Origin of the sequence: Dermacoccus sp. BD5 (assembly GCF_044878485.1) — a bacterium.
Lineage (GTDB): Bacteria > Actinomycetota > Actinomycetes > Actinomycetales > Dermatophilaceae > Dermacoccus > Dermacoccus nishinomiyaensis.
In genome coordinates this window covers 133,915-156,653 of sequence record NZ_JANJER010000003.1, presented here as the reverse complement: position 1 = coordinate 156,653, position 22,739 = coordinate 133,915, and the positions used below count along the sequence as shown (strand labels likewise).

At 70.8% G+C, this 22,739-nt stretch carries 17 protein-coding genes; 13 read left to right on the top strand and 4 right to left on the bottom strand.

Annotation, left to right across the window (positions count from 1 at the left end):
- Window positions 1-3: 3 nt before the first annotated feature.
- A complete protein-coding gene (locus NQ706_RS03955; protein WP_006943731.1) occupies window positions 4-603 on the top strand; it encodes an ANTAR domain-containing response regulator in 600 nt (199 codons plus the stop codon).
- Window positions 604-678: 75 nt separating this feature from the next.
- Here the strand turns inward: NQ706_RS03955 and NQ706_RS03950 are convergent, their stop codons facing one another.
- Window positions 679-1,140, bottom strand: coding sequence for a PaaI family thioesterase (locus tag NQ706_RS03950; protein WP_369815081.1), 462 nt, complete (start codon window positions 1,138-1,140; stop codon window positions 679-681).
- 46 nt (window positions 1,141-1,186) lie between these two features.
- Between NQ706_RS03950 and polA the strand changes: the two genes are divergently transcribed.
- Window positions 1,187-3,856, top strand: a complete 2,670-nt coding sequence (gene polA, locus NQ706_RS03945) for a DNA polymerase I (RefSeq protein ID WP_038568440.1) — start codon at window positions 1,187-1,189, stop codon at window positions 3,854-3,856.
- 210 nt (window positions 3,857-4,066) lie between these two features.
- On the opposite strand, the gene NQ706_RS03940 is transcribed toward polA, so the two are convergent.
- Together NQ706_RS03940 and NQ706_RS03935 are read right to left on the bottom strand one after the other, a co-directional pair.
- A complete protein-coding gene (locus NQ706_RS03940; protein ID WP_051805913.1) occupies window positions 4,067-5,062 on the bottom strand; it encodes a sugar phosphate nucleotidyltransferase in 996 nt (331 codons plus the stop codon).
- Complete coding sequence (locus NQ706_RS03935) at window positions 5,059-7,044, bottom strand: acyltransferase (RefSeq protein WP_167539841.1); 1,986 nt, start codon at window positions 7,042-7,044, stop codon at window positions 5,059-5,061. Before NQ706_RS03935 ends, NQ706_RS03940 begins: the two co-directional genes overlap by 4 nt.
- Window positions 7,045-7,138: 94 nt before the next feature.
- On the opposite strand from NQ706_RS03935, the gene NQ706_RS03930 reads away from it, so the two are divergent.
- The 6 genes from NQ706_RS03930 to NQ706_RS03905 all read left to right on the top strand — a co-directional run bounded on the left by NQ706_RS03930 (window position 7,139) and on the right by NQ706_RS03905 (window position 12,754).
- Window positions 7,139-7,729: a hypothetical protein gene (locus tag NQ706_RS03930; RefSeq protein ID WP_038568437.1), complete on the top strand. Its 591-nt coding sequence runs from the start codon at window positions 7,139-7,141 to the stop codon at window positions 7,727-7,729.
- A gap of 45 nt (window positions 7,730-7,774) precedes the next feature.
- Window positions 7,775-7,897, top strand: a complete 123-nt coding sequence (locus tag NQ706_RS03925; RefSeq protein ID WP_268746208.1) for a hypothetical protein — start codon at window positions 7,775-7,777, stop codon at window positions 7,895-7,897.
- Entirely contained in the window at window positions 7,894-9,759 is a 1,866-nt protein-coding gene (locus tag NQ706_RS03920; RefSeq protein WP_038568434.1) for an acyltransferase, read from the top strand. Before NQ706_RS03925 ends, NQ706_RS03920 begins: the two co-directional genes overlap by 4 nt.
- A gap of 33 nt (window positions 9,760-9,792) precedes the next feature.
- Window positions 9,793-11,307: an acyltransferase gene (locus tag NQ706_RS03915; RefSeq protein WP_038568431.1), complete on the top strand. Its 1,515-nt coding sequence runs from the start codon at window positions 9,793-9,795 to the stop codon at window positions 11,305-11,307.
- Window positions 11,282-11,749: a hypothetical protein gene (locus NQ706_RS03910; RefSeq protein ID WP_038568428.1), complete on the top strand. Its 468-nt coding sequence runs from the start codon at window positions 11,282-11,284 to the stop codon at window positions 11,747-11,749. Before NQ706_RS03915 ends, NQ706_RS03910 begins: the two co-directional genes overlap by 26 nt.
- Before the next feature lie 132 nt (window positions 11,750-11,881).
- Window positions 11,882-12,754 (top strand): class I SAM-dependent methyltransferase, encoded by an 873-nt coding sequence (locus tag NQ706_RS03905; protein ID WP_038568425.1) that lies wholly within the window; start codon window positions 11,882-11,884, stop codon window positions 12,752-12,754.
- A gap of 128 nt (window positions 12,755-12,882) precedes the next feature.
- Here NQ706_RS03905 and NQ706_RS03900 read toward each other — a convergent pair whose 3' ends face one another.
- Window positions 12,883-14,214 (bottom strand): lipopolysaccharide biosynthesis protein, encoded by a 1,332-nt coding sequence (locus NQ706_RS03900; RefSeq protein ID WP_167539840.1) that lies wholly within the window; start codon window positions 14,212-14,214, stop codon window positions 12,883-12,885.
- A gap of 114 nt (window positions 14,215-14,328) precedes the next feature.
- On the opposite strand from NQ706_RS03900, the gene NQ706_RS03895 reads away from it, so the two are divergent.
- The 5 genes from NQ706_RS03895 to NQ706_RS03875 all read left to right on the top strand — a co-directional run bounded on the left by NQ706_RS03895 (window position 14,329) and on the right by NQ706_RS03875 (window position 22,673).
- Complete coding sequence (locus NQ706_RS03895) at window positions 14,329-18,579, top strand: alpha-(1->3)-arabinofuranosyltransferase family protein (protein ID WP_038568419.1); 4,251 nt, start codon at window positions 14,329-14,331, stop codon at window positions 18,577-18,579.
- A gap of 2 nt (window positions 18,580-18,581) precedes the next feature.
- Complete coding sequence (locus NQ706_RS03890; protein WP_038568416.1) at window positions 18,582-19,424, top strand: glycosyltransferase family 2 protein; 843 nt, start codon at window positions 18,582-18,584, stop codon at window positions 19,422-19,424.
- On the top strand, window positions 19,421-20,494 hold the full coding sequence (locus NQ706_RS03885; protein WP_038568413.1) for a glycosyltransferase family 4 protein: 1,074 nt from the start codon (window positions 19,421-19,423) through the stop codon (window positions 20,492-20,494). Before NQ706_RS03890 ends, NQ706_RS03885 begins: the two co-directional genes overlap by 4 nt.
- 4 nt (window positions 20,495-20,498) lie before the next feature.
- Window positions 20,499-22,436: a hypothetical protein gene (locus tag NQ706_RS03880; RefSeq protein ID WP_167539839.1), complete on the top strand. Its 1,938-nt coding sequence runs from the start codon at window positions 20,499-20,501 to the stop codon at window positions 22,434-22,436.
- Window positions 22,437-22,523: 87 nt separating this feature from the next.
- Entirely contained in the window at window positions 22,524-22,673 is a 150-nt protein-coding gene (locus NQ706_RS03875) for a hypothetical protein (RefSeq protein WP_156444985.1), read from the top strand.
- The last annotated feature ends 66 nt before the right edge of the window (window positions 22,674-22,739 follow it).

Below are 22,739 nucleotides of genomic sequence, written 5' to 3'. Positions count from 1 at the left end.
GCCGTGAGTGAGACGAGCGACCAAGACCAGCGCCTGCGCGTCGTCGTGGCGGAGGACGAATCTCTCATCCGCCTCGACCTCGTCGAGATGCTCGATGCGGGCGGCTACGACGTCGTCGCCGCCGTCAGCGACGGGGAAGCGGCCGTGGCTGCGATCGCCGAGCACCGACCCGACCTCGCGCTGCTCGACGTCAAGATGCCCCGCAAGGATGGCATCAGCGCCGCCGAGGAGATCGGCGCCGACGGCCTCACCCCCGTCGTCCTCCTGACGGCGTTCAGCGACCGCCACCTCGTCGAACGCGCGAGCGACGCGGGCGTCATGGCCTACGTCGTCAAACCGTTCACCTGGAACGACCTCGGCCCGGCGCTCACCGTCGCGACCCGCCGATGGCGCGAGATGCGCGCCCTGCGTGACGAACTCGCGGCGATCAACGCCAAGCTCGAGACGCGCAAACAACTCGACCGGGCGAAGGGCATCCTCACCACCAAGCTCGGCCTCGACGAACCCGCGGCGTTCCGCTGGATCCAGAAGACCGCGATGGATCGTCGTCTGTCGATGCAGCAGGTCTGCGACGGCGTCATCGCCGAGTTCGGCGACGCCTGACGCGAGAAGGGTTGTGGAGGTTCGCGCGATGGGTATCGCGAGCCTCCACAACCCTTCGTCGCCAGAGGAGGCGTCTCAGCCCTTCGGTAGATCCCGCAGCATGCACGTGATGCGGGCGGTGCAGGTGCGGTTGCCCTCATCGTCGGTGATGACGACGTCGTACGCCGCGAGGGTGCGCCCGATCGACAGCGCCGTCGCGGTCGCCGTCACGATGCCGCTCCTCGCGGAACGGTGATGCGTCGCGTTGATGTCGAGCCCGACGGCGAATCGTCCCGGCCCGGCGGCCATGTTCGCGCCGATGGAGCCGACGCTCTCGGCGATGACGACGTTCGCGCCGCCGTGCAGCAACCCGAACGGCTGCGTGTTGCCCTCGACGGGCATCGTCGCGACGACACGCTCGGGGGAGGCCTCGAGCACGCGGATGCCCATGCGCTCGTCGAGCGTGCCGCGGCTCATCTGCGCGAGTTCGTCGAGCATCTGCTCCTGCGTCATCTCGGGCGCGTGGGTTGCGTTCTCGGGCGTGGGGGAGCTCGTCATGGTCTCGCCTTTCGGGTTGTCGGTGCTGGGACATAGGCTGCCACGTGTGAAGCGCTTGTTGTTGTTGGACGGACATTCCCTCGCCTACCGGGCCTTCTTCGCGCTGCCCGCGGAGAATTTCTCGACCTCGACGGGGCAGCACACGAACGCCGTGTACGGCTTCACGTCGATGCTCATCAACCTGCTGCGCGACGAGGAACCGACGCACCTCGCCGTCGCGTTCGATGTGTCGCGTCAGACGTTCCGCAGCGAGGAGTACGCCGAGTACAAGGCGGGCCGTGCGACGACGCCCAGCGAGTTCAAGGGGCAGGTGAACCTCGTCAAGGAGGTGCTCGACGCGATGGGCGTCACGCACCTCGAACTCGACGGGTACGAGGCCGACGACATCCTCGCGACACTCACCACCCAGGCGACGCAGGCCGGTTTCGACGAGGTGCTCCTGTGCTCCGGCGACCGCGACGCGCTGCAGCTCGTGCGCGACAACGTCACTGTGCTGTACCCCGTCAAGGGCGTCTCGGAGCTGACGCGCATGACGCCCGCCGCCGTCGAGGAGAAGTACGGCGTGCCGCCCGAGCGCTACAGCGACCTCGCCGCGCTCGTCGGCGAGAAGAGCGACAACCTGCCGGGCGTGCCCGGTGTCGGCCCCAAGACGGCCGCGAAGTGGATCGGGCAGTACGGCGACCTCGAGGGCCTCGTCGCCAACGTCGACCAGATCAAGGGCAAGGCCGGCGAGAACGTGCGCGCCCACCTCGACGGCGTGCTGCGCAACCGACGCCTCAACCAGCTGCTCGTCGACGTGCCGCTGCCGGTGACGCCGGACGACCTCGCGCGCCACGACTGGAACCGTGACGAGGTGCACCGCGTCTTCGACGGTCTCGAGTTCAAGGTGCTGCGCGACCGCCTGTTCGCGACGCTCGGCACGGCGCAGCCCGAGGCGGAGGGCGACGTCAGCGTCGACGGCGTCGTGCTCGGCGACGGCGAGGTCGAGACGTGGCTCGCCGGTATCACCGGGCGCGCCGGGCTGTTCGTCGACGGCACGTGGGCGAAGGGCGCGGGTGACGCGAGCGGCCTGGCGATCGCCGACGAGAGCGGCCGCGCCGCGTACGTCGACCTGACGACCCTCGCACCCGAGGACGAGCAGGCGCTTGCCGAGTGGCTCGCCGACGTGACGAAGGCGAAGGCCCTGCATGACGCGAAGGGCCCGATGCACGCCCTCGCCGCGCGCGGTCTCACCCTCGCAGGGCTGACGAACGACACCGCCATCGCGGCCTACCTCGTGCGACCCGACCAGCGCTCGTACGGGTTCGAGGATCTGCTGCTGCGCTACTGCCACATCGAACTGCCCGAGACCGGCAAGCAGGCAGCCGGTCAGGGGATGCTCGACCTCGGTGACGTCGGCGCTACGCAGGGGGACGACGCCATGGCGCGCGCCGCGGCCGTCGCGACCCTGGCCGCCGCGCTCGACGAGGCGGTCGCCGACGTCGGTGGCATCGAGCTCATGGCCGAGCTCGAGCTGCCGATCGTCGAGGTGCTCGCGACGATGGAGCAGGCAGGCATCGCCGTCGACCTCGACGCGCTGCACGAACTCGAAGCCGACTACGACGCGCAGGTCGTCGCCGCGCAGCAGGACGCGTGGGACGCGATCGGTGGCGAGCAGGTCAACCTCGGCTCGCCGAAGCAGTTGCAGGTCGTGCTGTTCGAGACCCTGGGCCTGCCGAAGACCAAGAAGACGAAGACGGGGTACACGACGGACGCCGAGGCGATCGCCGACCTGTCGGAGAAGGCGCCGCACCCGTTCCTCGACGCTCTGCTTCGTCACCGTGACGCCTCGAAGCTGCGCTCGACGGTGCAGGGCCTCATCAAGTCGATCGGTGACGACGGCCGCATCCACACCACCTACCAGCAGACGATTGCGGCGACCGGGCGTCTCAGCTCGACCGACCCGAACCTGCAGAACATCCCGATCCGCACCGAATCGGGTCGACGCATCCGTCGTGTCTTCGTGGTCGGCGAGGGCTACGACTGCCTCATGTCCGCCGACTACAGCCAGATCGAGATGCGAGTCATGGCGCACCTGTCCGGCGACGAGGGCCTCATCCAGGCCTTCAACGACGGCGAGGACCTGCACCGGTTCGTCGGCTCACGCGTGTTCGGCGTCGAGCCGAGCGAGGTGACCTCCGAGATGCGCGCGAAGGTCAAGGCGATGTCGTACGGCCTCGCGTACGGGCTGTCGGCGTTCGGCCTGAGCAAGCAGCTGCGCATCTCCACGGCCGAGGCGCAGCGCCTCATGGACGGCTACTTCGAACGCTTCGGTGGGGTGCGCGACTACCTGCGTCAGATCGTCGACGACGCGCGCGCGACCGGCTACACCGAGACGATGATGGGTCGGCGCCGCTACCTGCCCGACCTGACGAGCGACAACCGTCAGCGCCGCGACATGGCCGAGCGGATGGCGCTCAACGCGCCGATCCAGGGCTCGGCGGCCGACATCATGAAGAAGGCCATGCTCGGCGTCGACGAGGCGTTGCGCGCGGCGAACCTGCGCTCGCGGGTGCTCCTGCAGGTGCATGACGAACTCATCGTCGAGGTCGGCGCGGGCGAACGCGACGAAGTCGAACGCATCGTGCGCGAGCAGATGGGTGCGGCCGCCGACCTCGCGGTGCCGCTCGACGTCAACGTCGGCACCGGACGCAGCTGGCAGGACGCCGAGCACTGACGGCCGCCGCCCGTGAGGGTCGACAGCCGGCACGTCGGGTCGGCCGGTGAGAAGAAAACGTTCGCAGCTGCCTCTCGGCCGAGCAGCCGACCTAGAGTGGAAGATTCCGGTTGGGGATCTTTTTCACTCATCTCGGAGGTGCTCATCACCGCTTCGGGCCCGGGGGCCCACGGTTTCGGCCGGGGACCCTTCGAGCCGTTGATGGGGCTCTTAGCCCAGTCGCTCACCCACGTCGAGTGTCACACGGCGGGCGCGCACACCCGGTGTGACGACGGCGTCGTCACCGATGACGCAGTCCTCCAGCACAGCGCCCGCCCCCACGACCGCGCCGGGCCCGATGATGCAGCCGTTCACGATGGCGTCGGCGGCGACGCGTGATCCGCTCAGCAGCAGGCTGCCGGAGATCGCAGCCGCGTCAGGGGTGCCAGCAACCCCCCGCAGGTCGACGGCGTCGAGGTCACGCTCACGCGCCCAGGCGAGGTTCGCCGCCAGCAGGGCGGCGGGCGTACCGATGTCGTGGAACGGTGCGTCGTCGCGGTTGACGAACACCCCGCCGCGCTCGCTCGCCTCAGGAAACACCTCGCGTTCGAGGGAGACAACCGCGTCGACGGGCACGAGATCGACCAGGGCGGGGGAGACGACGTACGTGCCCGCGTTGACGACGCCCGCCGGCGCACTCGGTGGCTTCTCCTCGAACGCCGTGACGCGCCCGGCCTCGTCGAGGTGTAGCAACCCGTACGCCGACGCGTCGGGCACGGCGCGTCCGTGGATCGTGGCGAGCATCGGGGGTGCGTCGCCGGCGCGAACGGCACACGCCCGGTGCGCCCGGTGCGCGGCGACCTGCGCGCCGAGGTCATGCTCGGTGATGAGGTCGCCGTTGAGGACGAGCACGTCGTCGTCGGACGCGAGATCGAGCAACCCGCACGCGTGACGCAGCGCGCCACCGGTGCCGAGCGGATGCTCCTCACGGCTGTAGCGCAACCGGACGCCGTACGCGTCGCCGTCACCCAGCGCCGGACGAAAGGCGTCCGCGTGGTACGAGGTCGCGAGCACGACGGATTCGACGCCCGCCGTCGCGAGACGATGAAGTTGGTGCGCGATGACGGGTTCGTCACCGATCGGCAACAGGTGCTTCGGCGTGCGGCGCGTGAACGGCAGCAGCCGGGTGCCGTACCCACCGGCCAGGACGACGGCGTGCAGGCTCATCGGCCGCTGGTGCTCGACGCACTCGACGAGCTGGTGCTCGACGCGCCCGACCCGTCACCGTGCTGCTGGATCTGCGGTGCGAGCCAGTTCCAGAAGATCGGGCCGGACTCGCTGGTGAAGTGCAGCCCATCGGCGTAGAGGTTCACGCCGTTGATGCGGCCGTGATACTGCCCGCCGGGGCAGAGGAAGCCGAACTGGTCGATGAGGGTGACTCCGTTGGAACGCGCCCAGCCCTTCGCCACGTCGTTGAGATGCTCGACCTTCGCGGTGTCGTTGGTCGCGACGACCGTCGGGTCGGTTCCTATCGTCGGCACGCGGTGGCACGACAGGTCGACGAGGTAGGGGTGGGTGATGTTCTGCTGCTTCGCCTTCTGCGCGACGCCGTCGAGGCTGGAGCGCACGAACGCGTCATGCTCGGCGCTGCCGGCGCGCAGCGTCCGTCCGTCGACCGCGTAGTCGTTGAGCAGGTTCTGCGGCAGGAAATACAGCATCGTGTCGCGCCCGGCGAGGCCGTAGTACCAGTCGTCGTGGAACTGGTCGCACTTCGACAGCGACGGCACCGGCTGGCCGCCGCTGCTCTCCTGCCCGGCGAACGTCGTGCATCCAAAGCTCGCTGATTCCGTCAGCTGCAGGTCGGGAAAGCGTGTCTGCGGGAAGTTGGCGAACAGGCTGTGCGGGATCGAGTTGCCGACGAGGATCGCCTTGACGTCCTCACCGGGCGTGTACGTCTTCATCGCGTACGTCAGTTCGCCGCCACCCGAACCGGCTTCCAGATCTGAACCGCCACCCGAGACGTGCGGTAGCGCCAGCGCCCCACCGGCGACGACGAGTGCCGTCGCGGCGGCCGCGATCGGGGCGAGCCGACGAGGTGCAGGCGAGCGCGGCCACAGGGCGCGCACCCCGCCACGGCGCACGGGCTGCTCCACGAAGCGGTAGGTCGCCGTCGCGAGCACGAGGGCGGCGACGGCCTGGACGACGCCCGCCCACGCCGCGTCGAGGCCGAGACGCTCGGGCGCGAGGTAGACGTGCAGCGGCCAGTGCCACAGGTACAGCGCGTAGCTGATGAGCCCGAGCCGGCGCAGCCACTCGAACGACAGCACGTGCTGGAAGCTGTTCGGGTGCGGCGAGGCTGCCGCGAGGATCGGCACGAGCGCGACGACGCAGAACGCGACGAGCCCGCCACGGAACAGCCCGGACGACGACTCGTCGAAGGTCAGCATCGCGATGACCAGCGCGAAGAGCGCCGGCCACGCGAGACGTTCGAGCCACAGCAGCCACGGCGCGGGGCGCGCATGACCCCACTGCGACGGCCCGATCCAGGCACCCGCGGCGGCGCCGATGAGCAGTTCGAACGCGCGGGTGTCGGTGCCGTAGTAGATGCGCGTCGGGTCGACGCCGGGCACGTACAGGTGCGCCATCCACAGCGCCGACGCAGCAGCGAGCGCGAGCAACCAGAACGCGAGGTGGCGGCGGCGCGTGAGGAACCGCGTGAGCGCGAGCAGCAGGAGCGGGAACAGCAGGTAGTACTGCTCCTCGATGGCGAGCGACCATGCGTGACGCAGGGGAGAGGGCGTGCCGTTCGAGGCGAAGTAGGCCTCGTCACCGGAGATGAAGTGCCAGTTCGCGACGTACGCGAGGGTCGAGAGCACGTCGAGCGAGACGGCGTAACGACGCGACGGCAACGTCCAGAACGTCGCCATGACGAGCACCGCGAGAAGGACGACGACGAGCGTCGGCATGAGCCGTCGGGCGCGTGCCAGCCAGAACCCGCGCAGGTCGATGCCGCCGCGTTGGACGTACTCGCGTACGAGCAGCGTCGTGATGAGGTAGCCGGACAGGACGAAGAACAGGTCGACGCCGAGCCACCCGCCGCGCGCCGCGTTCGGCCACAGGTGGAACACGAGGACACCGAGCACCGCGAGCGCCCGCAGGCCGTCGAGGGCCGGGCGGTATGTCAGGGGGGTGTGGGGGCGGCGAGCCACGGTCGATCCTCTTCCACGAGTCATTCGTTCGAAGCCCTGAGTGTATTTGTGACATACACCTCATTGCAGGTGAATCCACCGCTAGCATGCGGTCATGCTGAACACGAACGATGAGGCGGGCCCCACGGGTCTCGCGACCGGCACGAAGATCGCTGCCATCATCTCCGCGCTGCTCCTGGCCGTCGCGGTCTACTTCTTCGTCTCCCCGACGAACTTCAGGGGCAAGGACGGCAGCCTGTTCGGCTGCGGTTCGCCGATGTCCCCCAACACCTCCGGCCTCGCGAAGGGGCAGTGCAACATCATCGAGGGGCAATCGCTGCACCGCGCGCTGCTGTTCCTCGCGCTCGCGCTCACCACCGCCGCGCTCGGCTACCTCCTGTTCGGCACGCACGGCTCCGGGCGCGCCGCGCGCGGACGCGAGCGCTACGACCGTTATGACGAGCACGACGACGATGACGACGAGCGTCCGGTGCGCCCCGCGCGGCGCGAGCGTCGTGACGCCGAGGAGCGTCCCGCACGTCGTGCACGCCTCGGTGACGAGGACCGCGACGCAGAGCGCCACGAGCGCGGCGTGCGCATCGAGAAGGTCGAGCGGGCCGCAGGCGAAGACGGCGAGGACGACGACGTGCACGAGCGCCGCACCGCGCGCGGGCGCAAGCGCCTGTCGGACCAAGAGCGCGACTGACGCTGCCCGTACCGGCCCCGCGAAACGAGGCCAGGAGAAACGACGATGGCCTCAAAACTGTTCGCCTACCGCCCCGGGCTCGACGGCATCCGCGGCTACAGCATGGTCGTGTTCATGCTGTGGCACGTCGGTGTACTGACGTTCCTGCCGGCGCGTGGATCCTCATGAACGTCTTCTTCATCCTCTCGGCGTTCCTCATCACGCGCCTGCTGCTCGCCGAGCAGCGTGAGTTCGGGTGGATCAGCGTGCGTGAGTTCTACCGACGGCGCGTGCGTCGCCTCGCGCCGGCGCTGCTCGTCATGGTCGGCGCCGTCACCCTCGACGGGTGGGCGTTCGCGCCAGCCGCGGAGCGCACGTACCTGCGCGGCGACATCCTCGCGACCCTGACGTACGTCATGAACTGGCGCCTCGTGCTGCGCGACGATCAGTACTTCGAGGAGTTCACCCACCCGAGCATCACGCGCCATGCGTGGAGCCTGTCGGTGGAGGAGCAGTTCTACCTCGTCGTGCCGTTGCTCATCATCGCGGCGCTGACGTACGCGCACCGCCGCAGCGCGCGCACCGCGGGGTTCGTCGTCCTCGCGCTCGCGTCGGCGGCGTGGGCGTCGACGATCGATCTCGACTCACCGGGCGGGCAGGCACACGCCTATTACGGCACCGACGTGCGCATGCAGGCCCTCGCCCTCGGTGTCGCCGCGGGCGTGTGGACGGGGCATCGTGGACGTGGTGGTGGGCTGCTGCGGGCACGGGATCGTCGCGATCCGCTCGATGCGGGAGACCGCCGGCTCGAGATCCTCGGTTGGGTCGGCCTCGTCGCGACGCTCGCAGGCATCGCGCTCATCGAGCCGCTGAGTGACTGGATGTTCACCCGCGGCGGGATGCTCCTCACGAGCCTCGCCGGCCTCGCGTGGATCATCGGGTGTGCCCAACGCGTGCCGACGCCGCTCGTGCGGCTGCACGCCAACCGTCTCGCGGTGCACACCGGCAAGATCTCCTACGGGCCGTACCTCTACCACTGGCCCATCTACCTGTGGCTCGTGCGCGCCTTCGGTCGCGGGCACGTCATCCCGCTCGCGGTGGCGACGCTTGTGCTCTCGTACGCCGCCGCCGACGCGAGCTACCGCTGGCTCGAGAAGCCCGTCATCAAACGCGGGGTGCGGGCCTTCGGTGGGCGGCGCGCGGGCGCCGTCGGTCTCGTCGGGGTCCTCGTCGCGGCGCTGGCCATCCCCGCCGGGGCGAGCACGGCGGCCCACGAGGTGTCTGCGCCGCAGTACCCGCAGTACGTCGCGCACATCCCGACGCTCGTCGAGGGCCAGGCGACGTACACGCCTCCCGCCCGACCACTCGCCGTCACGCTGTACGGCGACTCGGTGCCGTACTTCCTCGCCCAGCGCATGCCGAAGGACAACTTCTCGAACCTCGTCGTGACGAACGCCGGCGCCCCCGGCTGCGACCTGCTCGACGCGCCCGTGCAGTGGATGGCGACGCGTCAGCAACCCAACGACGCGCCGTGTCGCGAGGCGAAGGCGGCGTTCGGGCCCACGGTGCGTTCTTCCGACTCCCGGCTGGCCGTGCTCATGCCGACGCTCTACCTCGCACTGCGTCACGACGTCGACGGCAAGGTGCTGTGGCTCGACGACGCGGCCTACCGCGACCTCATCACCCGCACGCTGACGAAGACCCTCACCACCGCGCGCACCTCGGGCGCGGCGAAGTTCGCCGTCACGACCGTGCCGTGCCGCACCATCGACGAACTGCAGGTGCCGCCCGAGTACCGTGGCGACTTCGACAAGTTCCCCCAACTCGTCGCCGAGGCTGGGCACCCGAAACGGGTCAACGCGATCATCACGGCGTGGGCGAAGGAACACCACGTGCCCGTCCTCGACCTCGCGGGCGCGGTGTGCGGTTCGTCGTACCAGCCGACTCGCCACGGCATCACGCTCTACGACGACGGCATCCACTTCTCGCCCGAGGCGACCCCGATGATCTGGGGCTGGCTCGCGCCGCAGATCGTGGCGGCCGCCCGATGAACGAGGCAGCCCGATGAGCATGGTGGCCAGACGATGAGCACATCCGCACGCTCGCGCGGGAGCCGTGTCGAGCGTCCCCGCACCGATCGTTACGCGGCCATGGACGGCTACCGCGGCCTGTTCGTCCTACTCGTCATCGCGTATCACTTCGGCGCGACGGGCCTCGTCGGCGGCTGGGTGGGCATCAACCACTTCTTCGTGTTCTCCGGCTTCCTCATCGCGCGCATCCTCATCAAGGAACGTCAGCGCACCGGTCGCATCGACGTGCGCCGCTTCTACGTGCGTCGCGCGCGGCGCGTGCTGCCCGCGATGTTCGTCCTCGTCGCCGCAGTTCTGACGCACACCGCCTTCCTCGAGCAACCCGCCCAGCAGAAGCAGTTCGGCGGCGACGCACTCGCCACCCTGGGCTTCTACCTCAACTGGAGGTTGATCGGCCGGAGCGACAGCTACTTCGACCAGATCGGCAACCCGTCGCCGCTGCGTCACGCCTGGACGCTGTCTGTCGAGGAGCAGTTCTACGTCGTCATCCCGTTCCTCATCCTCGCGATCTGCGCACTCACGCGCTCGCGCCGCCTGCGCTTCACCCTCGTCATGGCGCTCGCCTGCCTGAGTGCGTGGTGGACGGCGCACCTCGGGCTCGCCTCGTTCGAGGATCAGGCGCGCCTGTACTACGGCACCGACACCCGCGTGCAGGCGCTGCTCGTCGGTGTCGCGTTCGGGTTCGCCTTCGGCGTCGGCGCCGACGGACGGGGGCCGCGCCTGCCGTCGCGCGAGGTGACACAGACCCTCGGCATCCTCGGCACGATCGTGTCGATCAGCGCGGTATTCCTGCTCGACGCGCAGACCGAGTGGGTCTACGCGAAGGGCGGCGTGCTGCTGTTCGCGCTCGGCGCCTCGCTCATGGGCTGGTCGAGCATCGACCCGCGCGGCCTCGCCATCAACCGCGTCTTCGGCTGGCAGCCGCTGGCCTTCGTCGGACAGATCTCCTACGGCCTCTACCTCTACCACTGGCCGGTGCACCTGTGGCTGCGCCCCGACGTGCCGCAGCCCGCGCTCGGGTTCCTCCAGTTCGTCGTGACGTTCGCGCTCGCCGTCGTGAGCTTCCGCTCCCTCGAGGCGCCGATCCTGCAGGACGGGTTGCGTGGCGTGTGGCCGCACCTGCGACGCAGCCGTCGCCGTGCCCTCGCCATCGGCGCGTCGGGGGTGCTCGCGGTGGCGAGCGCCGCCCAGGCCCGCACGAGCGCACCCGGCGTGCCGACGGACGTGCCGCCGCTCGTCGCGGGGACGCCCGCTTACCGCACGGGCGCGCACCAGGACGCCGGCATCGTGGGCGACAGCGTGGGTTCCTCACTCGCGCAGGGTTTTTCGCCGTCGGTCTACACCGACCTGTCGATGAGCGATGCGACGATGATCGGCTGCGACCTCGTGCCCGCGCCGATCAGCCACGACGGCCAGGACGTCGCCGAGTCCACGCGCTGCGCGAGCTGGCGCGCGGGCGTCGAGAAGCAGTTGCGCGACGCGCATGCGCGCTCTCGTCATCGTCGGTGACGCCCACTTCCTCACGACGCACCGCCTTGACGGCGTGATCGCCGCGCCGCAGACGCCGCAGGGCGCCAAGGCGATCGAGCTGGCCCTCGACTCCTGGAGACAGCGCGCCCGCGCCGCAGGCGTCGAGCGCACGGTCGTCGTCAATCTCCCGTGCCGACGCATCGACCCGGTGGGACTCGATCCGTCGTTGCGCTTCTTCGCCGAGCAGGGCTCGAACGACGCCGCCGTCGACTGGGCGAACGGCGTCATCGCGGCGTGGGTGAAGCATCACCCCGATGCGGTGCTCGCCGACCTGCACGCCCAGACGTGCAGCGCCGGTTACCGCTCGGTCATCAACGGGGTGAGCCTCTACGAGGACACGCTGCACTTCACCCCGCGCGGCGCCGCGATGATCTGGACGTGGCTCGCGCCGCAGGTGCAACGCGCGGGCGCCGCACGGTGAGGTTCACCCCGCGTGGGGCGGCGCGCGAGTTGTCGAACACCGCATGCGAAAGTGCGCCCGACGTGTGACCATGGTCACCGGTTACCGCGCGGTACGCGCGCACCTCTCGACCCTCACGACGGACGGAACGCCATGGACACCTCGACCTTCTTCCGCGACCTGCCGGCCCTGTTCGCCGGTGAGCCCGCGACGTCGGACCCGATCGACCCGCGCTGGTCGGCCCTGTGCGACGAGGTCGCGGGGTACACCGCGCCCAACGAGCTCGCCGTCCTCAACCATGCCGCCGCAACGATGCCCGCCGACGAGGCCTACCTCGAGGTCGGCACGTTCAAGGGTCGCTCGATCTGCGCCGCCGTGCAGGGCAACGACGACAAGACGTTCGCCGCGATGGAGAACTTCATGGAGTTCGGCATGGCGGGGGAGCTCGCGCGCCGCGAACTCATGACGAACCTCGAGACCCACGCCGGGGAGGCCGACGTCACGCTGCTCGAAGGTGACTGCTTCAAGCTCATGGTGCGCCCCGGCGCACTCGATCGCCCCGTCGGGGTCTACTTCTACGACGGTGAGCACACGCTGCTGTCGCACTACCTCGCGCTCGCCGCCGTCGAGCCGCTGCTCGCCGACGAGGCGCTCGTCCTCATCGACGACGCGTCGTGGCCGGTCGTGCAGAAGGCGCACAGGCTGTTCCTGAAGCGCCACCCGGGCTGGCAGATCGTCGAGCAGTGGGACGCTGCGCACGCCGACGACCCGCGCTGGGCGAACGGCCTCCACGCGCTGACGTTCCGTCGCCGCCCCGGCAGCGCGAAGCGCCTCAGCCGTCAGGACGAGATGCTGCGCCGTTACCAGACGACGGTGCAGGACCGCCTCAACGCGGCGATGTGGAAGGCCGTCGGGGTCGTGCCCGGGCCGATCACCGCCGTCGCGAAGGTGCTGCTCGGCCGCTCGCGTCAGATCGGTGACGACGGTGTGAAGAGCGACGGCCAGAAGAGCACTGACCAGCACTGAGCCCTGTTGGGCCGCGCCGAGCGAAACCGGCCCCCCGATGGGGGCGGTAGGACTAGGCCGACCAGCCTGAGCGGATGGGTCCGGTTCGAGCGGTGCGAGCCGACCTTGAGGTCGAAGGACGTCGGGGGTCAGCTCGTGTGATCGAGCACGAGCAGGTCCTCGGCGTCCTCGACGTGGGTGACGCGCGTGCTGCGCGAGCGCCACGCGCCGGCCACGACGACGACGCCCGCGCAGGCCGCGGCGAGCGTCACGATCTGCCAGACGCTGTCGTGCCACCAGAGCCACCCGGCGACGAGTTCCACGGCGACCATGACCCACGTCAGCATGCCGAGGCGCGTGTCGTCGCCCGCCATCTGCGAGAACAGCCACAACTGCGCGAGCGCCCAGACGGTGCCGAGTGCGAGGCACGCGATGACGAGGGAGCCGTTGCCGTCGAACGCGTGGCCACCGACGGAGGCGATGACGGCGTCAGCGTCGAGCAGCGACCCGACGACGCAGCCGGTCACACCGAGCGCGACGACGAAACCGGCGGCCCGCCACAACGCGCGGGTGCCGTTCGTCGCGCCAGTATTCGCACCCGAATCGGCGTGCGCCGCGGAGGCGCTCGAGGCTGCGAGGCGCGGCACGATGAGCAGCGCGAGGAACTGCGTGCCCCAGCACATGGCGCGCGCGAACGTCGAGGCGAGACCGTAGGCACCGGACGTCTCGGGGGCGAGGAAGTGACGCACGAGGACGACGTCGACGTTCGTCAGCGCCGTGAACGCGGCGAGCGTCGAGTTCGATCGCCACATCTCGCGCGCCAACCCGTCGCTGCCCGCGCCGACGCCGACGAGCGCGTCGCGGCTCGCCCACAGGCCGAACGCGGCGGCGCACCACGCGGTGAGCGCCATGACGACGAAGACCTCCGTGACGTTCGCGCCCGCCGCCGCGCACCCGAGCGCGCCGGCGACGCGGGTCGCCGCCGTCACGACGTAGAGCGCGGCGAGGCGGGCGATGGCGCCGCTGCCGAGCAGGACACCCTGGTAGGCGCCCGTCAGCGTCATCGGCAGGAGCATGAACGCCATCGCGATCGTCGGCTCGAAACCGCCGAGGTGGAACAGCGCGTCGACGCCGGGGGAGGCGAGCATCGTGGCGACGCTCAGCGCGACGCCGACCCGCACGGCGAGCCCCAGCCCGCTGGAGCGCAGCGACGGGTGTGCCCAACGTCGTGCGATGACGACCTGCAGCGCGCCCGCTGGGATGACGAGGACGATGCCGAGCGTGATGAGCGCCGAGTACGCGCCGAAACCGGCCGGCCCGAGCGCGCGCGTGAGGATGAGGACGAAGACGTAGCTGAGCAGGTTGCCGAGCCCCATCGCGACGGCCAGCACGACGCCGCCGCGCCCCGACGGCGCCTCCGACGTGCCCTCCGCCGCGTCGGAGGCCGGAACCGGGCGCGCGTCGGCGGATGTGGCGTTCACCAGCACGACCCTACTTCCGAACGCCCGTGTGACGTGGGCTACCTGCTGGTTATATTAGGTGCTTCACGGTCGACCGTCCGTGAACCCCCTCGGCCCAGGCCCGGAAGGACGCTCGTGCGACGACCCATCCTGCGCCGCGGACGCCCCGATGCCTACGCCGTGGCCTGTGCCGTCGCCGCCGTGGTGCTCGCGGCCGTCGTCTTCCTCAACGATCTCGGTCATTTCAACACCGACATCAAGCCCGAGGTGTACCTCGCGCCGTGGGAAATGGTGGGTCGCTACCTGTCGTCGTGGACGGCGTCGCCGTACCTGGGCTCGGCGAACTTCAACGTCGGTCTCGTGCCCGTGCTGCTCGTGCTGTCGGCGCTGCGCGGCATCGGGCTGTCGCCGGAGTGGACGTTCAAGATCTTCCACCTCGCGCTGTGGCTCGTCGCGGCGTGGGGCGCCGCGCGCTTGACGCGCACCGTCGCGCCGCGCTCGACGCGCTGGCTCGGGCTCGCCGCCGCGGTGTTCTACCTCGCCAACCCGTACGCGATCGCCGCCGGCAACACGCTCGCCATCGCGTTGCCGATGGCGTTCCTGCCGTGGCTGCTGCTGTGCTATCTACGCGCCCTGCAGCGGCCGTCGTCGTGGGCGTGGTCGGCGCTGTTCGGGCTCGCGTTCTTCGCGATGAGCGGCATGAACGTCGCCGTCGTGCCGCTGTTCCAGCTGTTCGGCATCACCCCGATCGCCGCCGTCGCGCGCTGGCACCTGCACCGCACATGGCGTGAGATCGCCGCCGTCACCGCGAAGTGCGCACTGTTCGTCATCACCGTGTCGCTGTACTGGCTCGTGCCGGCGATGTCGGCCGTGGCCACCGGCAGCCAGATCGTCGGCACGTCGGAGACCCTCGACGGCATCCACAAGGTCTCCTCGTTCACCGAGGTGCTACGTGGGCTGGGGCTGTGGCCGCTGTACGGCCACGGTGATGCCGGTCCGTGGGTGCCGCAGAACGCCGCCTACATCACGAGCCCCTGGGTCATCGCCCTGACGGCGCTGTGGCCCGCGCTGGCGCTCGTGTCGCTGCGCTGGGCCCGCACCGGGGTGCGGCGCGCCGCGGCGCTGACGGCGGCGATCGCGGCCGTCGTCATGGTCGGGCTGTTCTCGGGGGAGAACCATGCGGAGAGCCCCGCGGGCTGGCTCATCCAAGCCGCGTTGTCGTTTCCGCCGCTCGCCGCCTTCCGTACGACGAACAAGATCGGCGCGCTGCTCGCGCTGTCGTTCGCGCTCGCCCTCGCGTTCGGTGCCGTCCACCTCACGCGTCTCGTGCGCCGCCGTTCCGGTCTCGCGCCGATCGCCGCGGCCCTCGCGAGCATCATCGTCGCCGCCTGGATGCTGCCGGCCCTCGCGAACGGGCTCTACATCTCGCGCATGGACATCCCGTCGTACTGGGACGACGCAGCTCGTGCCGCCGACGACGGCACGCCGCACTCTTCGACGCTCGTTCTGCCGGGTCAGACGCGCCCGACGTACCGCTGGACGGTGCAACGGCCCGACGACCTGACGAACTCGCTGCTCAAGCGCGACGCCGTCATCCCCGAGACGACGCCGAACGCGAGCGCGCCCGGCGGCAACTTCCTCGCGGCGCTCGACGACACCGTCCAGTCGGGAACGGCCTCTGGCGACATGGTGTCGACGTTCGCGCGCTACCTCGGCTCCGACAACGTCCTGGTGCGCCACGACACCGTCTGGGAGAACGACGGGGGAGCACGCCCGGCCCTCGTGCAGGCGCTCATCGGCACCGACACCGGCCTGTTCGGTTCGGGCAACTTCGGCAAGCCCGGGCAGAACGTCCTGTCACCCGTCGCCTCGCCCGCAGGGTACAACGAGGCGAGCCTGCGCCCCGTGCAGCTGTACACCGTGCGTGACCCGCGCACGGCCGTGCGGGCGCAGAGCATGGCGAACTCCCTCGTCGTCGCGGGTGACGGCTGGTCGTTCCCCGAGATGGTGAACGCCGGGCTGCTGCGCACGTCCCCGAGCGTGCAGTACGCGCAGGATCTCGACGCCGCCGCCCTGACGCGCGCGCTGCAGGCCAAGGGACGCCTCGTCATCACCGACACGAACGCGCGACGCTCTGCCATCGCGCAGCGCCTCACCGCGAACAACGGCGCGCTGCTCGCCGCAGGCGACCCGCTCGGCACGACGCGCACGCTCGGCGACTCTCCCGACGATCAGACGGTGCTGCTGCGCTCCGGCACGCTGGTCACCGCGTCCACCTCCGGCGGCACGTTCTTCGACCTGCCGTACGCGGTGCCCGAGAACGCGTTCGACGGCAACCCCGACACGAGCTGGCGCTTCGGCGATTTCCGCCGCGCCGTCGGCCAGCGCCTCGACCTCACCCTGCCCGCGAGGCAGACGCTCGGTGTTGTCACGATCGCCCAACCCGACCTCGGCCCCGTCAAGATCGACAAGGCGACGATGACGGCGGGTGGCCGCTCCGTCACGGTGCGCGTCCCCGATTCGGGCAAGGCGACCTTCAACATGGGCGGCGCGAGCGCGGACCGGGTCAGCGTCCACATCGACAGCATCCGCGGCGACGGCTTCAACCTCGTCGGTATCTCCGAACTGGGCCTGCCCGGGCCGAAGGCGACGCGCGCCGCGCGCACGCCGACGACGCTGACACGCCTCTACACGAACCTCGACGACAAGGGCCGCTCGGCGTTCTCGTCCGCGCCCCTCGACGTCCTGCTGCGCCGCGTCGAGAACACGCCCGCGGCCGCCGACGACAGCGAGATCGCGTTGCGTCGCGTCGTCTCCCTGCCGCAGGGCCGCACGTTCACCGCGGACGCGCGCGTGCGGATCGACGGCGACGACCTGGAGAAGATCTACGACGAGGTCGCCGGGTACAGCGACGCGGTGCGTGCGACGTCGTCGGGCGTGTGGTTCGACAAACGCCAGTACCGTGCCTCGGCCGCGGCCGACGGCAAGAGCGACACGGGCTGGGTGCCCGGGGGAGCCTCGCCCAAGGGCGCCTGGTGGCAGCTGACGACGGCGCCGCGCGACATCACCAGCGTCGACCTCACGCAGAAACCGACGCTCGGCGACGCGAAGCGCACGCAGTGGGCGACGAAGGTGTCGGTGCTCGTCGACGGCAAGAAGGTCGCGAGCTCGTCGGTGAACAAGAACGGCGACACGCACATCGCGCTGCCCGACGGCACCCGCGGCTCGCGTGTGCGGGTCGTCATCGACGCCTCCGACGGCCCGGAGCTCGCGGCGCCCGCCGAGTTCACCCGCATCGACACGGGCGCGACGATGAAGACCTCCGACCTCGGCCCGTTCGACTCACCCGGCAAGAACCGCTGCCTCGACGTCGCGACGATCGACGGGCGCGCCGTGCCGATGCGCCTCGACGACGACACGATCACCCGCTCCTCGCAGGAGGGCACGCGCTGGGTCTCGTGCACGTCGGTGACGCTCGACGCCGGCGATCGCCGCATCGAGCAGGCCTCCGGGTTCGTCCTCGACTCCCTCGACCTGCGCGACAACCGCAAGCAGGCGACGAGCGTGCCCGCGGCGCCCGCGTTCCGCGTCACCGACGACACGCCGACGCACAAGACGATCCGCCTCGAATCGAGCGCGACGCCGAGCGCCGTCGTCATCGGCCAGAGCTACGACGCACGCTGGAGCGCGACGCTCAACGGCAAGGCGCTTCCCGCCCCGACGACGATCGACGGCTACAGCACCGGCTGGATCCTGCCCGCCGGCGCGCAGGGCACCGTCGAGATGCGGTTCGCGCCGCAGCGCTGGGCGAACGTGGCGCTGATCGTCACGCTGCTGACGCTCGCGGCGATCGCCGCCATCGTCATCGTCGCCGCCCGACGCGGCGGCCTGCGCGCGCCTGTGCCGCACCGCAGCGAGAGGTACGCGCGCAGTATGCGCCGCGCCGACGCAGTTGCGCGGCGCAGCGACGCTCAGTGCCTGCGCCTCGATGTGGTGTGCGTCGTCGTCGCGACGTTCGGCGTCGGCGCCGCGGGCCTCGTCGCCTCGCTCGTCGCGGTCGCGGTGCTGCGCCTGACGCGGGTGCGCTCGCGTCATCTCGTCGTCGCGGGTGCGCTGCTCGTGCTCGCAGGCGTCGGGGCGTTCCTCGTGCTCGACCCGAGCCTCGGGCAGGTGAGCGCCGACGCCATCGCCGCGAACATGTGGCCGCACCGCATCGCGGGCGCCGGCTTCGTCATCGCGCTCATCGGGTTGTTGCGTCAGCACGACGCGCCACGCACCGTGCGTCGCAGCGGCGGCAGCCACCGCGCGGGGCCGCACACCGAGGCGGCCACGGGCCCAGCCACGAAGACAGCCACGACCGACCGGGCGATCGCAGAACGAGGATGATGATGGACGAGCGAACCCCTGACGCGATGTTCGAGCGTGGTGTCAGCGTCATCGTGCCCACGCGCAACAACGAGCGCACCCTCGAAGCGACGCTGCGCTCGGTCAAGGAGCAGAGCGAGCCGGGCGTCACGCTCATCGTCGTCGACAACGCCAGCACGGACGCGACGAAGGACATCGCGCGCCGATGGGCCGACGTCTACCTCGAGGGTGGGCCGGAGCGTTCCGCGCAGCGCAACAAGGGCATCGAGGCCGCGCAGACGCCGTGGATCGTGTGGCTCGACAGCGACATGATCCTGCCGCCGCGGACGATCGAGGTCGCCCTCGACACGGCGCAGCGCACCGGCGCCGACGGCGTCGCGCTGCCCGAGCGCACGATCGGCGACGGTTTCTGGACGGCGTGCCGCTCCCTGGAGCGCGAGTGCTATCTCGACCAGCCGTGGCTGCACAACCCGCGGCTGCTGCGGCGCGACTTCATGCGCACCGACGGCGAGTTCCACCTCGCGATGTCGGGGCCGGAGGACGCGGATCTGCGGCTCAAGATGCGCCTCGCGGGGCAGCGGATCGAGCTCGCCCCCATCATCATCGACCACGACGAGGGCCGCCTCACGCTGCGCGATGTCTTCTCCAAGCGCTACTACTACGGGCGCAGCATCCCTGCCTTCGCGGCCGAACACGACGGCGCCGTCGGGCAGCAGGGCCGGGACGTGCTGACGGCGTACTGGGCGCACCGCGACGACCTCGCGCGTCGTCCGCTGCACGCGGCCGGCATGGTCGGCATGCGCGCGATGGAGGCCGTCGGCTACGCCCTCGGCGCGGCGAGCGCACGGCGCGATCACGCGCGATGACCCGCGAGCTGCTGTGGCTGTCGCTGCCCGATCAGCGGCCGCGCCGTGAGCTGTACTGGATGTCGCGGATGCCGGGCACGCACGTCACGGCGATGGCGCGCGAGGAGCCGTTCGGCGACCTCACCTGGGTGCCGACGACGTACCGTCGCCCCGTGACGCGCTTCATCGAGGCCGGCGCGTTCGCGTGGGCGCAGGGGCTCGACGAACAGCTCGAGCGGACGCGCCCCGACTGGGTCGCGAGCCTCGAGCTGTGCTCGCTCGTCACCGGCCAGCTCAGCGCGCGGCGCCGACGCCGCCCGGGGCTGCGGCAGGCCGTCATCACCTGGGAGAACCTGCCGCGCCAACCGTTGTACGCGCTGCCGCCGTACCGTCAGGCGTTCGAGAGCACCCGCGACGCCGACCTCATCCTCTGCATGGTCGACGCGGCGCGCGACCACCTCGAACTCAACGGATTCGACCTGTCGCGCGTGCGCGTCGTCAAGCCGGGCATCGACGTCGAACTGTTCCACCCCGCAGCCGAACTCGCCGACCGACCGCGCGTCGTGTTCACCTCGCCGCTCGCGGCGAACAAGGGCATCGACACGGTCCTCGACGCGATGCGCCTCGTGCGCCGGCGCGTGCCCGACGCACAACTTGTCGTCGCCGGTAGCGGGCCGTTCGCGGGGCTCGTCGAGGAGGTCGAGCAGGCCGAACCGGGCGCCGTCGTGCGCGCCGGATCACTCGACGCGCACGGCGTCGCCGAGCTGCTGCGCTCCGCGCGCGTCTTCACGACGGCACCGCGCCCGACGTGGAAGTGGACCGAACAGCTCGGCCTCGCCTACCTCGAGGCGCAGGCGTGCGGGTTGCCCGTCGTCACGACCGCGTGCGGCACCAATGACGAAGCCGTGCGCCCACCCAACCTGCTGACGGAGTTGGGGGCCGAAGCGCTCGCCGAGGGTCTCGTACACTTCCTCACCGACGACTCGGCCGCGCGTGCTGCGTCGGCGGCGAACCGCGAGCGCATGCTTGCCGAGCACGACATCCGCCATCAGAGCGCGAAGATGGGCGAGGCCTTTGCCGAGTTCGAGTGACGCCGTGACGACGTCCGGCCGGGGAGAGACGCACGGGGCTGCGGGGGGCGCGACGCGCTGGGCGGGCCGTCAGGCCGGACTGCTCGCGAGCGCGGTGTGCGCCGCCGTCATCCTCGGCCCGATGCTGCTGACGCGCGGGTTCTGGCTGCACTACGACATGGTGTTCGTCCCGCACCTGCCGTTGTCGGACATGACGCTCGGTACGGCCGGGCAGGTGCCGCGCGCGGTGCCGAACGACGCGATCGTCGCGCTGCTCGACCTCGTCCTGGCCGGGGACATCACGCAGAAGATCATCCTGCTCGGGGCCTTCCTCGCCCTTGGCGCAGGCGTCGATCGAGGGTGCTCGCCGGTGCTCGCGCGCGTGTGCGCGAGCGTCCTGCTCGCCTGGAACCCGTGGGTCGCCGAGCGTCTCGCGATCGGCCACTGGGGGTACCTCTGGGGCTACGCGGCGTGTGTGTGGGCGATCGTCGGGGCGCTCGAGGCGCGCCGCGCTCGCACACGTTCGTCGGACGGCGTCGCGGGCGGCCGCGCGGGGGCCGAGACCGCTCGCCGCGCTGATTCGGCGGGAGAAGTCGGCGCCTGGATCGACAAGGACCGCGCCAGAGAGAGCGTCGCTCCCCGCGACGCCGATGCCACGCACGCCCGCCGCAGCATCGCCGTCGCGCTCGTCATGTCGGCGGCGTCAGGTTCGACGGGGGCCGTCCTCGTCGCCTTGGCCCTCGCCGCTGTGACGTTCGCACCCGGCGCGGGACGGCTGGCATGGCGCGCCGGGTGGCGCCCTGCGTCGCTGACGGCGCTCGCCTGGGTCGGCCTCAACGCCTCGTGGTGGTGGCCGTTCCTCACGGCCGCGCCGAGCGACGCCGCCGACGCGGCCGGTGTCGAGGCGTTCGCGGCCCGCAGCGACGGAGCGGGGCCCGTGTGGGCGTCCCTGCTCGGCGGCGGCGGCATCTGGCACGCGCCGTCGTGGTTCGCCGAACGCAGTTCACTGCTCATCGTGATCGCCTCCGCCCTGGTGTGCCTCGCCGGCGTCATCGCCGCCGCCCGGCGCCTCGGTCGCGGGCCGATCACGGCGCTCGCCGTCACGGGGCTGTTCCTCGCGGGCGCGAGCACCGTGCCGGGGCTGCGTGACGTCATGACGGAGATCGTCCTGCACGTGCCCGGCGGCGGGCTGCTGCGCGACGGGCAGAAGTTCGTCGCCCTCTGGGTCGTTCCGGCCGCCCTCGGCTGGGGGCTGCTCATCGACGCCGAGGTGCGCCGCGCTCGCGGCAGCATCCTCGCGTCCGTCGCCCTCATCGGTGGCATCGTCGCCCCGCTCGTGCTCCTGCCCGGCCTCGCGTGGGCACGCGGTGGGCAGTGGCGCACCGTCGATTATCCGGCGACGTGGACGCAGGTCGCGCGCGACCTTGACGCCCGGACCAACGGCGCGACGCTCGTCCTGCCCTGGTCGACCTACCGTCGCTATGCCTGGAACGGCGAGCGCACCGTCCTCGACCCGTGGAACCGTTTGCTCACCGGCCGTGTCATCGCCGACGACGCGCTGGCCGTGCGTCAGGGCTCTGGCGTGCGGGTCGTCGCGGGGGAAGACCCGCACGCCGCCGCCGTCGGTCGCGCTCTCGTTCACCGCTCGGCCGACGAATTGCGTGACGCGATGGCTCGGGCCGACGTCAGCCGCGTCATCGTCCAGACCGACCAGCCGGACGCCGCCGCCGTCACGGATCTCGTCCGGCGGGCGGGGGCGACGCCGCTCGCCGCCGCGCGGCCGGTCTCGCACCTCACGACGTGGTCCGTCCCCGGCGCTTCGCCTCGCCCGTCGACGCCGTGGTGGCGCGCGCTTGGCCTCGTGACCAGCCTCATCACTGCCGGTGTGGTCATCGTGGGTGCGAGCCGAACCGGGCGATTGCGCCGAAAGCGATGCGCCCGCGCGCCGGAGCAGCTAAGCTGAACCAAACGCGTCGCCCCGGCGATGCTCCGTCGCGCCCCCCCGGGGCGCGGCGACTGACCACGAGCGAAGGTGAAGGCGGTCAACCCCATGGGCGCATCCACGAACAAGACGATGTACAACATCATCGGAGCCGTTGTCGGCTTCCTGCTCGCCCTGTTCGCGATCTGGGGTCTCGTCCAGTCGCAGAACTCGAGCCAGCCGCAGCAGTACCAGTCGAAGATCAGCTACGACGGCTGAGCCTCCGGCTCCCTCATCTCAGACGAGAGCGGGGAACGACCTCGACGGTCGTTCCCCGCTCTCGCA

What these genes read in the sequence shown, in the direction of transcription:
- NQ706_RS03950 (WP_369815081.1), bottom strand. Translation starts at nt 1,140, where the DNA reads ATGACGAGCTCCCCCACGCCCGAGAACGCAACCCACGCGCCCGAGATG.
- NQ706_RS03940 (WP_051805913.1), bottom strand. Translation starts at nt 5,062, where the DNA reads ATGAGCCTGCACGCCGTCGTCCTGGCCGGTGGGTACGGCACCCGGCTG.
- NQ706_RS03930 (WP_038568437.1), top strand. Translation starts at nt 7,139, where the DNA reads ATGCTGAACACGAACGATGAGGCGGGCCCCACGGGTCTCGCGACCGGC.
- NQ706_RS03925 (WP_268746208.1), top strand. Translation starts at nt 7,775, where the DNA reads ATGGCCTCAAAACTGTTCGCCTACCGCCCCGGGCTCGACGGCATCCGC.
- NQ706_RS03920 (WP_038568434.1), top strand. Translation starts at nt 7,894, where the DNA reads ATGAACGTCTTCTTCATCCTCTCGGCGTTCCTCATCACGCGCCTGCTG.
- NQ706_RS03915 (WP_038568431.1), top strand. Translation starts at nt 9,793, where the DNA reads ATGAGCACATCCGCACGCTCGCGCGGGAGCCGTGTCGAGCGTCCCCGC.
- NQ706_RS03910 (WP_038568428.1), top strand. Translation starts at nt 11,282, where the DNA reads ATGCGCGCTCTCGTCATCGTCGGTGACGCCCACTTCCTCACGACGCAC.
- NQ706_RS03905 (WP_038568425.1), top strand. Translation starts at nt 11,882, where the DNA reads ATGGACACCTCGACCTTCTTCCGCGACCTGCCGGCCCTGTTCGCCGGT.
- NQ706_RS03890 (WP_038568416.1), top strand. Translation starts at nt 18,582, where the DNA reads ATGGACGAGCGAACCCCTGACGCGATGTTCGAGCGTGGTGTCAGCGTC.
- NQ706_RS03885 (WP_038568413.1), top strand. Translation starts at nt 19,421, where the DNA reads ATGACCCGCGAGCTGCTGTGGCTGTCGCTGCCCGATCAGCGGCCGCGC.
- NQ706_RS03875 (WP_156444985.1), top strand. Translation starts at nt 22,524, where the DNA reads ATGGGCGCATCCACGAACAAGACGATGTACAACATCATCGGAGCCGTT.